The sequence below is a fragment of the Geothrix fermentans DSM 14018 genome (genome assembly GCF_000428885.1).
In the GTDB taxonomy this organism is placed as follows: Bacteria; Acidobacteriota; Holophagae; order Holophagales; family Holophagaceae; genus Geothrix; species Geothrix fermentans.
Map to the genome: position 1 here is coordinate 28,825 of NZ_AUAU01000007.1, position 13,444 is coordinate 42,268.

Genomic DNA, 13,444 nt, shown 5'->3' on the forward strand with positions numbered 1-13,444 from the left:
GTGCAGGCGATCACAGACCGCTTCCCGCAGACCACTCCTCCCCTATCTCCGCTTCCAGAGATCGAAGGGCTGGGTGCCGACGACGACATCGAAGGTCCCGGAGGCGGGGCGGGTGCCCTCCGGCATCCGGAGCTTGAGGAACCCGTAGGAGAGCTCCAGGTAGAACTTGGACAGGAGGGTGGTGCGCAGGAGGAGGCCCGCCCCCTGGGCGCGGACACCGGTCTGGGAGTGGAACAGGGCGTCCGCCTCCCGGGACATCCAGGCCAGGTCGAAGCGGGGCACCACCTCCAGGGTGAGTCCCAGGCCGCTGTAGAAGCGGACGGGCAGGCCGAACCGCACGACCCCGAAGTTGGGGGTCTGGTAGTCCGCGGCCCGGGAGCCCAGGACGAAGGAGGGCCCGCCCAGCACCCACCAGCGGTCCGGCGGCAGGCGGCGCCCCTGGCCCCACTCCAGGTCCAGGTCGGCCCCCAGGGACTCGCTGAAGGCGTGCAGGCCCCGGGCCCGGAAGTAGGCCTGCTGGAAATCCCCCCCCGGCAGGGCGCCGTCCCTCACCTGCCCGGTCCCGCCCCGCGCCCTCAGGAGGAGGCCCTCCCGGGGGAGCGTGTGCCGGTCCAGGTTGTCCCATTCGGCGGACAGGAAGGCCGCGTCCTGGGTCTGGGTGGTGCGGAGCCCGTCCACCAGGAAGGCCACGTTCCGGCGGTCCAGGTCGAGGCTCAGGCGGCCCGTGCCCAGGTTGCTGAACCGGAAGTAGGTCCGCAGCACCAGGTCCGAGGCGCTGATGCGGGCCTCCAGCCCCGGGAGGGGCAGCTGCGGGGTGGTCCAGGTGATCGGGTGCTCCAGCCGCTGCTGCCAGTAGTTCCCGCTGAGCTCCATGCCGGCGCCGGGCGAGAAGCTGAAGGGGGCCCGCAGCGCCATGGTGGCCTGCTGCTGCAGCCGGTTCCGGGCCGCGCTCAGCTCCAGCTCCGAGCCCTTGAAGCCCAGATTCAGGGCGTGGTACGCCAGGCCCAGCTGCCCGCCCAGGCTGCTTTCGTAGCCCAGGGAGAGGTCCAGCCGGTCCTGCTGCTGGGGCACGGGGATGAGGGTGAGGATGGTCCCGCCCCGGCCATCGGGCCGGATGAGATAGTGCAGCTCCGAGAGGTGGAGGCGGTGCTCCGCCAGGGCGATGCGCTGCTGGAGCTCCGCGGGGCGGAAGGGGCGCCCCTCCAGCTGGCCGAGGAGGCGCCGGAGGTGGGCTTCGTCCACGGGCGGGCCGGGCACGGACCAGACCTCCACCTGCGAGATCAGGGGCTCCCGGAGGACCACCTTCAGGCGGCCGGACTCCGGGTCGAAGCCCGATCCGCGGGCATCCACCAGGGGGCTGCCCTCCATGAGCAGGCGGTAGACCATGTGCGACATCTGGCTGCCGAAGACCTCGGGATTGAAAGGCGCCCCGAGCCGGATCTCCTGGGTGAGGGACTGCCGGAGGAGGGTCTGCCAGGCGGGCGGCGCATCCACTTCCAGCTCGCTTACCACGGGGTAGGGCCGAAGGTGGACCACCAGCGTCCGGTCCGCCTCCACCGTGGCCCAGGCCTCCTTGGCGAACCCGTGGACGAGGATCTGCTGGAGCAGGATGTGGACGCCCTGGAGGCGGAAGCCGCCGCCGGGCTCAGGCCTCAGGGAGGAGGAGAACAGCCCCCCGAGCGTGTCGTCGACGGGATAGGGGCTTTCGAAGATCACCCGGTCCGCGGGGAGGATCTCCTGTCCCCCGGACTTCGCCCGCAGGAGGGTGCCCAGCGCCTCCAGGCGCGCATCGAAGGCTTCGCGGCCCTGGAGCACCAGCTTGGGGCCCATGCTCCCGTACTCCAGGAAGGGAGCGTCGCGGATCTCGGGACGGATGAGGAAGTCGGCCGCCGCGCGGCTCTCCCATTGGCGCCGCTCGATCACCAGGTCGAGGCTGCGGGAGGCCACGGAGAAGATGTTCGTGGCCGGGCGGCGCTCCAGGGGCGTGCTGATGTCCACGGCGATGACCACATCGGGATGGAAGGCCTCCTTCGCCGTGCTGACGGGGAGGTTTTCCACCAGGGCGCCGTCCACGTACTGCTGGCCGTCGATCACCACGGGCCGGAAGCCGCCGGGAACGGCCATGGAGGCCCGCACGGCCTCCACCAGGTCGCCGGCGCCGAACACGCGGCCCTGCCCCGTCTCCAGGTTCGTGGCCAGGATCCGGAGGGGGCGCCGCAGCCGGTCGAAGTCGCCTTCGGAGAAGTAGGCGCCCCGGGCCAGCAGGCCCTGGAGGGTGCGCTGGACCTCCAGGCCGCTGCGCAGGCCCTGGGCCAGGCTGGTCTGCCCGTTCTTCCGCTCGATGGACATGAAGGTGGACTCGCGGTCCTCCTGCTCGCCCAGGGTCTCGCCGGGATTGCGCAGCAGGGGCTCCAGGAAGGCCCGGGTCAGGTCCAGGCGGCGGAAGAGGTCCTCGATCTCGCGCCCCGAGAAGCCGCTGGCATGGAGGGCGCCCACCATGGCCCCCGCGCTGGTGCCCGTGATGCTGTCCAGGGGGAAGCCCACCTCCTCGAAGCGCTGGATCACCCCGATGTGGGCCAGGCCCCGGGCCCCGCCCCCGCTGAGGGCCAGGCCCACCCGGGGCATGCCCGGAATCTCCACCCGCGGCACGAAGCGGAACACCATGTCCGGTTCCTGGACCTTGACCTCGATGCGCTGGGGCGCGACGGGCCCCCCGGGCGGCGCCGGAGGAATCCCCTGGGCCCCCAGCAGGACGGGCAGTCCGAGGACCCCCAGGCCCCGCGCCCGGAGCCGCAGGCCCGGTCTCATGCGAGGGCCTTCCCCTGCGCCTCCATGAGGGCCAGGCAGCCAGCCAGCCCCAGGTCCACCAGCCCGTCCGCCTCGGCCCGGCTGAAGGGGCGGCCTTCGCCGGTGCCCTGCAGCTCCACCAGCATCAGCTCGCCTCCCAGCCTGGGCCGCGCAGCCACCAGGTTGCAGTCCACGGCGGCCCGGTGGTCCTCCTCGTACTCGAGATCCAGCGCCAGGCCCCGGCGGCCCTCGCCGGACTCCACGATGCCCGCGCTCACGGCGGCCACCTGGCGCACCAGGGCGGCCTCGAGCTCCTTCGATCGGAGGGCCAGGGCCACGGCCACCCAGGCGCCCGTGATCGAGGCGCAGCGGGTGCCGCCGTCGGCGTTCAGCACGTCGCAGTCCACGGTGAGGGTGCGCTCGCCCAGGGCGGCCAGGTCCACGGCCTGGCGCAGGCTGCGGCCGATGAGCCGCTGGATCTCCACCGTGCGGCCCTGCTGCTTCCCCCGGGCCGCCTCGCGGTCTGACCGCGTGTTCGTGGCCGCGGGCAGCATGCCGTACTCCGCCGTTAGCCAGCCCGTGCCGCGCCCCTTCATCCAGCCCGGCACCTTCTCCTCGAGGCTGGCCGAGCAGAGCACATGGGTGCGCCCCATCTTCACGAGGCAGGATCCGGCCGCGTGGAGCTGGACGCCGGTTTCAAATTCCAGGCTTCGGAGCTCGTCGCCGCGGCGCATCAGCACCCCTTCCCTTCGATCTTGTCCACGCGCCGCTGGTGGCGCCCCCCTTCGAAAGGTGTTTCCAGGAACAATTTCAGGTAGTATTCCGCCTTGAGCGGATCCGTCAGCCGCTGGCCGAAAGCGATGGCGTTCGCGTCATTGTGCTGCCGTGCCAGCGCCGCGTGCTCAGGGGAGGTCACCAGCGCGCAGCGGATGCCAGCATGGCGGTTGGCCGCGATGCTGATGCCGATGCCGGATCCGCAGACCAGCACCAGGCGCTCCCACCGGTCCCGGCCCTCCGCCGCCCGATGCGCGAAATCCGGGTAGTCCACCGAGGCCGTTCCATCCGTGCCGAAATCCACCACCTCATGCCCCTGCCCCGCCGCCCAGGCCTTGAGCCGCTCCTTCAGGTCGAATCCCGCATGATCGCTTGCAAACCCGAGTCTCATCGCCCTGCTCCCTGGCCCTCAGCCTACCGCTTCCAGCCGGGCGACGCCGCATGCTGAATCCCTTCCTCCAGTACCGACCCCAGGACCGGGGCTTCCTGCTCTGCATGCCCGAGGCGGTGGAACCCGCCGAGTGGGCCCGCGCCCTCCGGACCCTGCCCGGCGAGCTGCAGGGCCGCGAGCGCCTCACCCCCGCCAAGGCCCAGGTCTTCCTGCCGGACGCCACCCTGGTGGAGATGCACGCCCTGCCTCTGCGCTGGCAGCGGGCCTACCCCTGGCTCTCCTCCCTGGCCCTGCGCCCCGGGAATGCCGGCCCCACCCTGCGCTACTGGGCCGCGGCCCTGCGCCTCCTCCAGTCCCTGGTGGTCCGCGGCGCCCTCCTGCCCCAGCTGGATACCAAGGGTAATCCCTGGAAGGCCCGCTGGGGCGTGAGCCTCACCAGCCCCCTGGACCGCCGGGCCATGCGCCAGCTGGCGGAGGCGATGCCCCCGGCGGCCCTGGCCTTCCCGGAGAACGACACCTGGGCCTTCACCAAGACCATCGCCTTGGGCGAGCTGGACGCCTTCGACATCGAGGACGACCTGGCCATGCCGCCCTCCGTGGACGCGGTGCTGTCGGCCTTCCTGGAGGATGGCGCCGACTTCGTCATGCGCTTCGTCGCCGGCGGCCTGCGGGCCGGGGACGATCCCCGCCTGGGCCTCATCCACCGGCTGCGGGGCCACAAGCGGGACCGGCTGCCCTGGGACGAGCGCCTCATGGTGGCCCTCTCCCACCAGCTGCCGGAGTTCCCCACCATCGGCATCACCGAGCGCACCCTGGGCGAGCAGCTGGCCCAATGGAGCGAGGGCGCCCGGCCCCAGTGGGTGCGGCCGCGCCTGGCCCTGGAGGCCCCGCCCGTGCCCAGCCACGACCAGGCCGTGCAGGAGGCTGACCGGCTGGCGGAGGAGGGCTGGATCCTCAAGGTGGGCCTGGAGACCGAGGCGGGCACCGACATCGGCGTGGCCAAGCTCTGGGAACCCAGCACCGAGCCCGAGGTACTCCAGGCGCGGCAGGTCCTGCTGCGGGGCCTGGCCCGGGCCGTGCCCTTCTTCCCCGCCCTGGAGCGGGCCCTGGCGGGCCAGCGCCCCGAGGACCTGCTGCTCCGCCCCACGGAGGCCTGGGGCTTCCTCACGAAGGGCGCCGCCCAGCTCAAGGAGGCGGGCTTCCTCGTCCACATCCCCGAGGGGCTGGCGGATTTCGGCGGCGCCAAGCGCCTGCGCGCCAAGGTGCGCCTGGGCGCCCGCAGCGTGGAGGAGGCCGATCCCACCGCCCAGGCGGGCCTGGAGGGCAATGTCAGCGCCGACTGGTCCCTCATGCTGGGCGACGACGCCCTGAGCGTGGAGGACTTCGCCCAGATGGCGAGCCTCAAGCACCCGCTGGTGGCCTGGAAGGGCAAGTGGGTGGCGCTCGATCCCGAGACCCTCAAGCAGATCTCCACGGTCCTCCAGGCCAGCCGCGGCGCGGGCTTCGAGAGCATGACCAAGGGCGAGGCCCTAGCGGCGGCCCTCACGGGCACGGCGCGCATCCCCGGCGTCAGCGAGGCCATCGAGGTCGAAGTGGCCGGCGACTTCGGCGCCGCCCTCGAGGACCTGAAGATCCTGCCCGACAAGCCCATCACCCAGCCCGCCAGCTTCCACGGCCAGCTGCGCCCCTACCAGCTGCGGGGCCTGGCCTGGCTGGAGGGCCTGTCGCGGCTCGGCCTGGGCGGCATCCTGGCCGACGACATGGGCCTGGGCAAGACCATCCAGGTGCTGGCCCTGCTGCTGCACCGCCAGGAACAGAGCCCCCAGCACGGACCCGCCACCCTGCTGGTCTGCCCCACCTCGCTGTTGGGCAACTGGGAGCGCGAGCTGGCCAAGTTCGCGCCCACCCTGCCGGTCTTCGTGCACCACGGCAACAACCGCGACCGTTTGCCCGACGCCTTCAGGCCCCACACCCTGGTGCTCACCACCTACGGCGTGGTGAGGCGCGAGGAGGACACCTTCTCCGCCCGTGCCTGGGGCATGGTGGTGGTGGACGAGGCCCAGGCCATCAAGAACGCCGGGTCCGCCCAGGCCAAGGCCGTGCGCAGGCTGCGCGGGAACTTCCGCCTGGCCCTTACGGGCACGCCCATCGAGAACCGCCTGACCGAGCTGTGGGCCATCATGAGCGCCGGCCTGCCGGGCTACCTTGGCAGCGAGTCCCAGTTTAAGGAGCGCTTCGCCACGCCCATCGAGAAGTACCGCGACCCGGACGCCGCGGCCGAACTGCGCCAGCGCATCGGTCCCTTCATCCTCCGCCGCCTCAAGAGCGACAAGGCCATCATCCAGGACCTGCCCGAGAAGCAGGAGATGAAGGTCTTCACCACGCTCAGCCGCGAGCAGGCCGAGCTCTACCAGTACCGCGTCGAGAAGATGGACGAGGAGCTGGAGGCCGCCACGGGCATCGAACGCCGGGGCCGCATCCTGGCCCTGCTCACGCACCTCAAGCAGATCTGCAACCACCCCAGCCAGTTCCTGAAGGCCCAGGGCCCCTACAAGGGCCGCAGCGGCAAGCTGGACCGCCTCACGGAGATGCTGGAGGAGGTCGTCGAGGCCGGCGAGCGGGCCCTGGTCTTCACCCAGTTCAAGGAGATGGGGGACCGGCTCCAGGTCCACCTCCAGGAGGCGCTCGGCTTCGAGCCTCCCTTCCTCCACGGTGGCACCACCCGCGCGGGTCGCGACGAGCTGGTGCGCAGCTTCCAGGAGGACCCGGACTCCGCGCCGGTGCTGCTGCTGAGCCTGAAGGCCGGCGGCGTGGGCCTGAACCTCACGGCCGCCACCCACGTCTTCCACTTCGACCGCTGGTGGAACCCGGCTGTGGAGGACCAGGCCACGGACCGCACCTACCGCATCGGCCAGACGAAGAACGTGCAGGTGCACAAGCTCGTCACCATCGGCACCCTGGAGGAGAAGATCGACGCCCTGCTGGAGACCAAGCGGGACCTCGCGGACCGCGTGGTGGGCACGGGCGAGGGCTGGCTCACGGAGCTGGACGACGACGCCCTGCGCCGCCTGGTGGCCCTGGACCCCGACGCCGAGCTGATGGATCCCGATGAAGGCAACGGTGAGGAGCCGCCTGCGCCGAAACCCCCGCGCCGGAAGGCCAAGGAGGTGGCGCCATGATGAGCCACGCCGACCGCTTCGGCACCACCTGGTGGGGCCGCCTCTGGATCCAGGGTCTCGAGAAGCTGGGGGACGACTACGAGAACCGCCTCCCTCGCGGCAAGAAGTACGCGGAGGACGGCCACGTATCGCACTTCGGCGTGCAACCCGGCGAGATCCAGGCCAGGGTCCACGGCCGCAAGACCTACAACGTGACGCTCGGCCTGCCCGCCCTCACGGCCGCCCAGTGGGAGAAAGCCCTCGCCCGCATCGCCCAGGAGAGCCGCTTCGTGGCCTCCCTGCTGGCGGGTGAGATGCCCCAGGGCCTGGACGAGACCTTCCGCGAGGCGGGCGCCAGCCTCTACCCCCGCGTGCCCAAGGAGCTGCAGACCCACTGCGACTGCCCGGACTGGGCCAACCCCTGCAAGCATGTGGCCGCCGTCTGCTACGTGATGGCGGAGGCCCTGGACCGCGACCCCTGGCTGCTCTTCGACCTGCGCGGGAAGTCCCGCGACGAGGTCATGCAGGCCCTCCAGGCCGCGCTTGATGCCGCCGCCGTGGCCGCCCCCAAGAAGCGTGGGCGTCCGCCGAAGAAGCAGACCACCGTGGCGGACCTCCTCCGCCAGGAGCAGGCCCAGCCCGAGCCCTGGCGCCACCTGCCGGAGGAGGCCTACGACGCCCTGCCCATGCCCCTTCCCGAGATCGCGATCCCGCGGATGATCCCCCCGGATCCCTCCGTGTTCACCCAGCTGGGCCCCCTGCCCCACGCGCGCATCGAGACCAGCCTCTGCCTGGCGGCTCTCATGCACCGCACGGCCCAGTGGGTGCTCCAGCAGATCGAGGAGGGCCCCCGCCGCCTCGATGACGGCGAGGCCGAAGGCGAGCTGGAGCAGCCTGCCTCCCCCTTCGACACGCCTCTGCCGCCCCCGGCCCGGCCCGGCCGCAACTGGCGCCACAAGAAGCGGCGCTGGGGGAAAAAGGGCGCACAATAACCGGTTCCAGGAGTTTCCATGCGCGCCATCGCCACGCCCACCGCCCCCGCCGCCATTGGCCCCTACAGCCAGGCCCAGATCTCCGGCGGCCATCTCTTCACCTCCGGCCAGATCCCCCTCGTGCCCGAGACCATGGAGATGGTGACCGGCCCCATCGAAGCCCAGGCGGCGCAGGTGCTGAAGAACCTCAGCGCCGTGCTGGCCGCCTCCAACACCAGCTGGGACCGCGTGGTGAAGACCACGGTCTTCCTCACGGACATGGGCGACTTCGCCGCCTTCAACGCCGTCTACGAGCAGGCCCTGGGCGGCGCCAAACCTGCCCGCAGCACCGTGGCCGTGGCCGCCCTGCCCCGCGGGGCCAAAGTCGAGATCGAGCTCATCGCCGAAGTCTAGATTCCCCGTTCCCCAACAAGAAAGGCGCGGGACTTCCCGCGCCTTTCTTCTGGTCGGCTTTCTCTCAGTTGGCGCGCAGGCGCTTCCGGTAGAGCTGGGCGATCTCGGCGGGCAGGGGGTAGAGGGAGGCCTGGGTCACGGCGGTCTGCCCCTGGCGGGAGAGGACGTAGTTCAGGAATTCGGAGAGGGCGGGCGGGAGCGGCTTGCCCGGGGCGCGGTTCACGTAGAAGTAGTAGGTCCGTGACAGGGGGTACTTGCCCGACACCACGTTCTCCTGCGTGGGCGCCACGGCCTCCTTGGCCTGCAGGGGCGTCACGGCGAGGGTCTTGTTCCGGGACAGCCAGTTGGAGAGGGTGGCGATGCCCAGGCCGTTGGCGTCCATCATCACGGCCTCCGCGATGCTGGGCCAGTCCACCTGGTCCCGCACCGTGGGCTTGTACTGGCCCTTGAGCAGCACCAGCTCGTTGATGGCGGCGCGGGAGGCCGTGCCCTCGGCGCGCATGTAGAGGTGGATGGGGCGCTTGCTGTAGTCCCCGCGGACCCCCAGGTCACCCCAGGCCTCCACGGCGGAATCGGACTTGTAGCCGGCCTTGCGGGACACGGAATAGGCCGCGTCCAGCTGGTCCATGCCGATCTCCTTGATGGGGTTCCCGGCGTTCACGAAGACGATGAAGGCGTCGTAGCAGGCCACCAGCTTGGTGGGCGCGTAGCCGAACTTCTTCTCGAAGGCCTGGTGCTCGGCGAGGCTCAGCTCCCGGGCCATGTGGATCATGGGCGCCCCCTCCATCAGGGCCTTCACGGCGGTGGTGGACAGGCCGTTGGTGACCTTGAACTGGGCCTGGGGTTGGAGGGCCCTGAAGCCGGCCCTCCACTCCTCCATGACGTCCGTCAGGGAGTCGGCGCCGATGCTTTCGATCATCGTGTTGACGCCCACCACCGGCGCGTAGGAAGGCAGGCCGGGATCCAGCTTGGAGGCGTGCTGGATGACCCCTTGGCTGAGCAGGAGGGTGCTGGCCGCGAGGGCGAAGAAGAGCGAACGCATGGAAACTCCTGGGGAACAGGACAGACAGCCACCTGGGCAAGATCAGCCCCCGGACGGGATTCGGGCGGAGCAGGCCCCCAAAGTTTAGTATGTTTACTGAAATTTCTAAGTAATTTTACTAGGCATTTTGATTGTCATCGTCAAAATACCATTCCCGGCCTCAGGGCAGGCCCAGCCGCGCCCGCAGCGCCGGGGCCGCGCCGCGGCTGACCTCCAGCTCGGCCCCTCCAGCCAGGCGCACGAGGAGCCGCCCGGAGTCCCCGGCCCTCACGCCGGACACGGCCTCAGGCCGGATGAGCAGGTGGCGGTGGCCGCGCACCACCCGGTTCCCCAGAGCCGCCTCGGCCTCCGCCAGGGTCTTCCAGGTGGTCCGCAGGCGCTCCCCGGCGAAGGCCCACACGGCGCCGTCCTCGAAGAGGAAGTGCGTGGTCCTCGCCAGGTCCACCAGCACCAGGCCCTCGCCCGCCCGCACGGGGAAGCGGAAGGGCCCCGCGGGCCGGCCGGTTCCGCCCCCCGGCAGGGCCCGCAGCCGCTGGAGGGTGGCCGCCAGCCGCTCGGCGGTCACAGGCTTGAGCAGGTAGTCCGTGGCGGCCTGCTCGAAGGCCCGCACGGCATGCTCCGCATAGGCCGTCACGAAGACCACGGGGACGGGCCGTGGCAGGTCGGCCGTCACGTCCAGCCCCGTGAGGCCGGGCATCTGGATGTCCAGGAACAGGGCGTCCACCGGTTCGCCACGGGACAGCCAATCCAGCACGGCGGGCCCGTCCTCCAGCTCGGCGACGACCTCGCAGCCGGCCTCGCGGAGCAGCCGCGACAGGCGCCGCAGGTTGAACGGCTCGTCCTCGGCCACCAGGACGCGCAGGGTGGATCCGTTCATGCCTCCACCTCCAGCACCAATTCGGCCACGGTCCAGTCCCCCTCGCGGCGGAGCCGCAGGGCCTCTGCCGGAGCCCCCAGGAGGCCCAGGCGCTCCCGCAGGTTCCGCAGGCCCATGCCCGGGCCCTCCCCGGGGCCCTCCTCCGGCGGCGCCGGCCCGGTGTTGGCCACGCGCACATGGAGCCGGCCCGCCTCCCGGGCCACCCGCACGTCGAGGCTGCCGCCCCCCACCGCCACGGAGACGCCGTGCTTCAGCGCATTCTCCACCAGGGGCTGGATCATCAGGGGGGGCACCTCCAGGCCATCCAGGGCCTCGGGCCAGTCCCAGCGCTCACGGAGGCGCCGGCCCAGGCGGAGGCGCTCCAGGGCCAAGTGGCCCTCCACCAGGCGGCGCTCGTCGCCCAGGGGGGCCCGCAGGCGCGAACCATGGACCAGCAGGGCCCGCAGCAGCTCCGACAGGTTCACCAGGGCGGCCTCCGCCGCCGCCGGGTCCTCCCGCACCAGCTCCGTGAGGCCGCTGATGGCGTTGAAGAGCACGTGGGGGTTCATCTGCCCCTGGAGGACCCGGGCCTGGGCCTCGTCCGCCGCCCGGCGGGCCGCCGCCACCTGGAGCTCCGCCCGCTCCCGGTCCGCCAGGACCCAGCCCAGCAGGAGGCCGAAGCAGAGGTGGGCCACGCCGAACACCCAGTAGCGCGGATGTATGGGAATGAGCCTCGGCTCCTCCCGCCGCGGTCCCATGCCCCGGCGCGGCCCCGGATGCTCCGCCGGACGCTCCATGGCGCCGGGGCCCGGGCCGGGTCCGGGCCCCCGGCCGAAGGGGGGCGGCCCCCCCGCCGGCCCCAGGAGCAGGAGGATGGCGAAGGTCAGCGTCGCCATCCAGGGGAGGGCCTGGATCGCCCCGCGCAGGGGGCCGGCCATGGGGCGCCCGTCCCCGGTCCACTGCCAGGGCAGGGGCGCCAGGACGAGGAAGAGGGCCACCCACAGCGAGGGGGTGAGGGCCTCCGCAACCCCCGGCCAGCGGAGGCCCATCAGGGCCCGGGCGCCGTTCCAGGCCAGGCCGAACAGCAGGGCGGCGCCCCAGGTGCGGGGGCGCCGCGTCCGCTGCCAGGTAGCCTGGAGGACCGCTGAAGCGCGCATGCCCTCAGGATCGCATCAGAAGGCCGGAGCCGGCGGCTCGCCGGGGTTCATGCCCCCGCCGGGCCCGCGACCGCGGCCGCCGCGGGGGCCCATGCCCATGCCCCCGATGCCGGACCCCCGCTTCTCGAACTGGGCCTTCTGCTCGGGGGTGAGGATGGGCAGGATCTCCTGCCGGGCCGCCCGGTGCTCGAGCATCAGGTCGAACTGGGCCGCCGAGGCCTTCTCGTGCAGGGACTGGAGCGTCTTGGGGTCCGTGGCCAGGTTGGCCATGGCCTCGCGGAAGGCCTTGTGGGCTGCGGCCGCAGTCTCGCCCTTGGTCTTGAAGGCGGCCTGATGGCGCTCATGGATGGCCTTCACCTGGGCCTGCTGGGCCTCGGTGAGGTTCAGGCCCATGAGGGCCCGCCCGTCGCCGCGTCCGTGGCGGGGGCCCTGGCCGAAGCCCGGGCCGGGGTCCTGGGCGGAGAGGGAGGCGCCCAGGGCCAGCAGGGCGCCGGCGAGGGCGGCGAATCGGAGGGTGGAGGTGGTCATGGAATCTCCTGGGACGGGGACGGAACATCCGTCCACCCCAAGAGATGCCCCCGGCACCGGTTTGGTGGAGCCCCGCCCGTCGAATGGCAGAAAGAGGGGATCGAATCGCAGAAAGCGGGGGTCGGACGGCGCCTACTCCTCCTCGGTCTCCCCGATGTCTTCCTCGATGGCTTCCCAGCGCCGGTGGGCCTGGAAGGCCGGATCCTGGAGCCGGGCCAGGAAGTCTGCCATCCGGGGGCCCCAGGCCGAGCTTCCCGCGCAGCCGCCGGGCGCGTGGGGCAGCAGCTCCGCCGGGGCCTCTTCGAGGCAGAGCTGGGTGAGGATGAGGCTCTGCCGGTAGCTCTCGCCCACGGGGGTGAGGTTGGCTGCCAGGGTCTCCAGGGCCTCAGCCACGGGCGCGTCTTCGGGGAGGGCCTCCACCTCCGTCTCCAGGAGGGCCACGGTCTTCAGCCGCGCCGCCAGCAGCTTGAGGTGCAGGCGCTCCAGGTCCCGCCGGGCGGCCCCCCGGGCCAGGGCATGGGCCGCGTCCTCCAGGTGGGGGTGGAGCTTGCGGAACAGCAGGGAGAGGGCGGTTTCCGCCGCAGACAGGGGGACGGCTTCGGTCATGCTCCCAGCCTACTACCGGCCCCCTTGAACCGATTGGACGGACGGGCCTCCCTGGTTCAGCATGGGAGGCGGGAGACCCCGTGACCGCTTCGGACCTGCTCGATCTGACGACCCTCCAGAACCTGGTGGAGCTGGACGACGGCAGCCACGGACTGGTGCAGGAGATGATCGGCATCTTCAGGGAGGACACCCAGGGGCGCATCGAGGACATCCTCGCGGCCGCGGCCGGCCGGGATGCCGAAGCCTTCTCCCGGGCCTCCCACGCCCTCAAGGGGGGCGCCGGTGCCCTGGGCGCCAAGAGCCTGCGCACCCTGGCGGCGGAGCTGGAGGCCCTGGGCCGGGACGGTTCCGTGGAGGCCGGCCCGGACCTGCGGAGCCGGCTGGAGTCCCTCTTCCGGGAGAGCCTCGCGGCCCTGGAGGCCTACGTGGCTGAAGGCCAGTCCCGCCGATCCTGAGCCTAGAGGTCGTATCAAAACCCCGACGGGGCCGCGATGAAGCCAGGCGGGATGCACCGCAGATATCTTTACGTCTCGCGTATCGCCAAAGGCGATACCGAGAGGGAAGCGCCCGCAGGGCGATGCGGGACATCGTCCAAGGGCGGTGACGCCGCGGGGCGCCCGCCTGGTTTCATCCCTCCGGGCGAGGGCACCGGGCGTCGCGATGCCGCGTCAAGCTCGTCGCGCGTAGTGCCCGCTACGCATCTCCTCGCTTTCCTCGCCTCGCTCGCCCGGTTCCCTCGCGCGGCCACGTGGGGGTTTTG

General features: G+C 71.8%; 12 protein-coding genes. 4 read left to right on the forward strand and 8 right to left on the reverse strand.

What is annotated here, in order from left to right:
• Nucleotides 1-42: 42 nt before the first annotated feature.
• Genes G398_RS21135 through rpiB form a run of 3 tightly spaced genes read right to left on the reverse strand, consistent with a single transcriptional unit; the run spans nt 43 to nt 3,952 of the window.
• Nucleotides 43-2,808, reverse strand: a complete 2,766-nt coding sequence (locus G398_RS21135) for a patatin-like phospholipase family protein (protein WP_026852351.1) — start codon at nt 2,806-2,808, stop codon at nt 43-45.
• Nucleotides 2,805-3,521: a ribonuclease PH gene (gene rph, locus G398_RS0102000; RefSeq protein WP_026852352.1), complete on the reverse strand. Its 717-nt coding sequence runs from the start codon at nt 3,519-3,521 to the stop codon at nt 2,805-2,807. The genes G398_RS21135 and rph overlap by 4 nt, the downstream gene beginning before the upstream one ends.
• Complete coding sequence (gene rpiB, locus G398_RS0102005) at nt 3,521-3,952, reverse strand: ribose 5-phosphate isomerase B (RefSeq protein WP_026852353.1); 432 nt, start codon at nt 3,950-3,952, stop codon at nt 3,521-3,523. Before rpiB ends, rph begins: the two co-directional genes overlap by 1 nt.
• Nucleotides 3,953-4,002: 50 nt before the next feature.
• Here rpiB and G398_RS15515 point away from each other — a divergent pair, with 50 nt between their 5' ends.
• From G398_RS15515 to G398_RS0102020, 3 genes are read left to right on the forward strand one after another with little or no spacing between them, the layout of a single operon-like run.
• Nucleotides 4,003-7,131, forward strand: a complete 3,129-nt coding sequence (locus tag G398_RS15515; RefSeq protein ID WP_052571158.1) for a DEAD/DEAH box helicase — start codon at nt 4,003-4,005, stop codon at nt 7,129-7,131.
• Nucleotides 7,128-8,102, forward strand: coding sequence for an SWIM zinc finger family protein (locus G398_RS19120; protein WP_052571160.1), 975 nt, complete (start codon nt 7,128-7,130; stop codon nt 8,100-8,102). The genes G398_RS15515 and G398_RS19120 overlap by 4 nt, the downstream gene beginning before the upstream one ends.
• 18 nt (nt 8,103-8,120) lie before the next feature.
• Nucleotides 8,121-8,495 carry a Rid family detoxifying hydrolase gene (locus tag G398_RS0102020; RefSeq protein WP_026852354.1) on the forward strand — a complete coding sequence of 125 codons (375 nt, stop codon included), beginning with the start codon at nt 8,121-8,123 and terminating at the stop codon, nt 8,493-8,495.
• Nucleotides 8,496-8,559: 64 nt separating this feature from the next.
• Here the strand turns inward: G398_RS0102020 and G398_RS0102025 are convergent, their stop codons facing one another.
• From G398_RS0102025 to G398_RS0102045, 5 genes are all read right to left on the reverse strand, one after another.
• Nucleotides 8,560-9,537, reverse strand: coding sequence for a PstS family phosphate ABC transporter substrate-binding protein (locus G398_RS0102025; protein WP_026852355.1), 978 nt, complete (start codon nt 9,535-9,537; stop codon nt 8,560-8,562).
• 160 nt (nt 9,538-9,697) lie between these two features.
• Nucleotides 9,698-10,414, reverse strand: coding sequence for a LytR/AlgR family response regulator transcription factor (locus G398_RS0102030; protein WP_026852356.1), 717 nt, complete (start codon nt 10,412-10,414; stop codon nt 9,698-9,700).
• A complete protein-coding gene (locus G398_RS21810; protein WP_052571162.1) occupies nt 10,411-11,550 on the reverse strand; it encodes a sensor histidine kinase in 1,140 nt (379 codons plus the stop codon). Before G398_RS21810 ends, G398_RS0102030 begins: the two co-directional genes overlap by 4 nt.
• 15 nt (nt 11,551-11,565) lie before the next feature.
• Nucleotides 11,566-12,078: a Spy/CpxP family protein refolding chaperone gene (locus tag G398_RS19130; RefSeq protein WP_026852357.1), complete on the reverse strand. Its 513-nt coding sequence runs from the start codon at nt 12,076-12,078 to the stop codon at nt 11,566-11,568.
• Nucleotides 12,079-12,210: 132 nt separating this feature from the next.
• The gene (locus tag G398_RS0102045; protein ID WP_026852358.1) at nt 12,211-12,684 is read right to left on the reverse strand and encodes a hypothetical protein; all 474 of its coding nucleotides are present in this window, start codon (nt 12,682-12,684) and stop codon (nt 12,211-12,213) included.
• Nucleotides 12,685-12,764: 80 nt separating this feature from the next.
• Here G398_RS0102045 and G398_RS0102050 point away from each other — a divergent pair, with 80 nt between their 5' ends.
• Nucleotides 12,765-13,139 carry an Hpt domain-containing protein gene (locus G398_RS0102050; RefSeq protein ID WP_026852359.1) on the forward strand — a complete coding sequence of 125 codons (375 nt, stop codon included), beginning with the start codon at nt 12,765-12,767 and terminating at the stop codon, nt 13,137-13,139.
• Nucleotides 13,140-13,444: the final 305 nt, after the last annotated feature.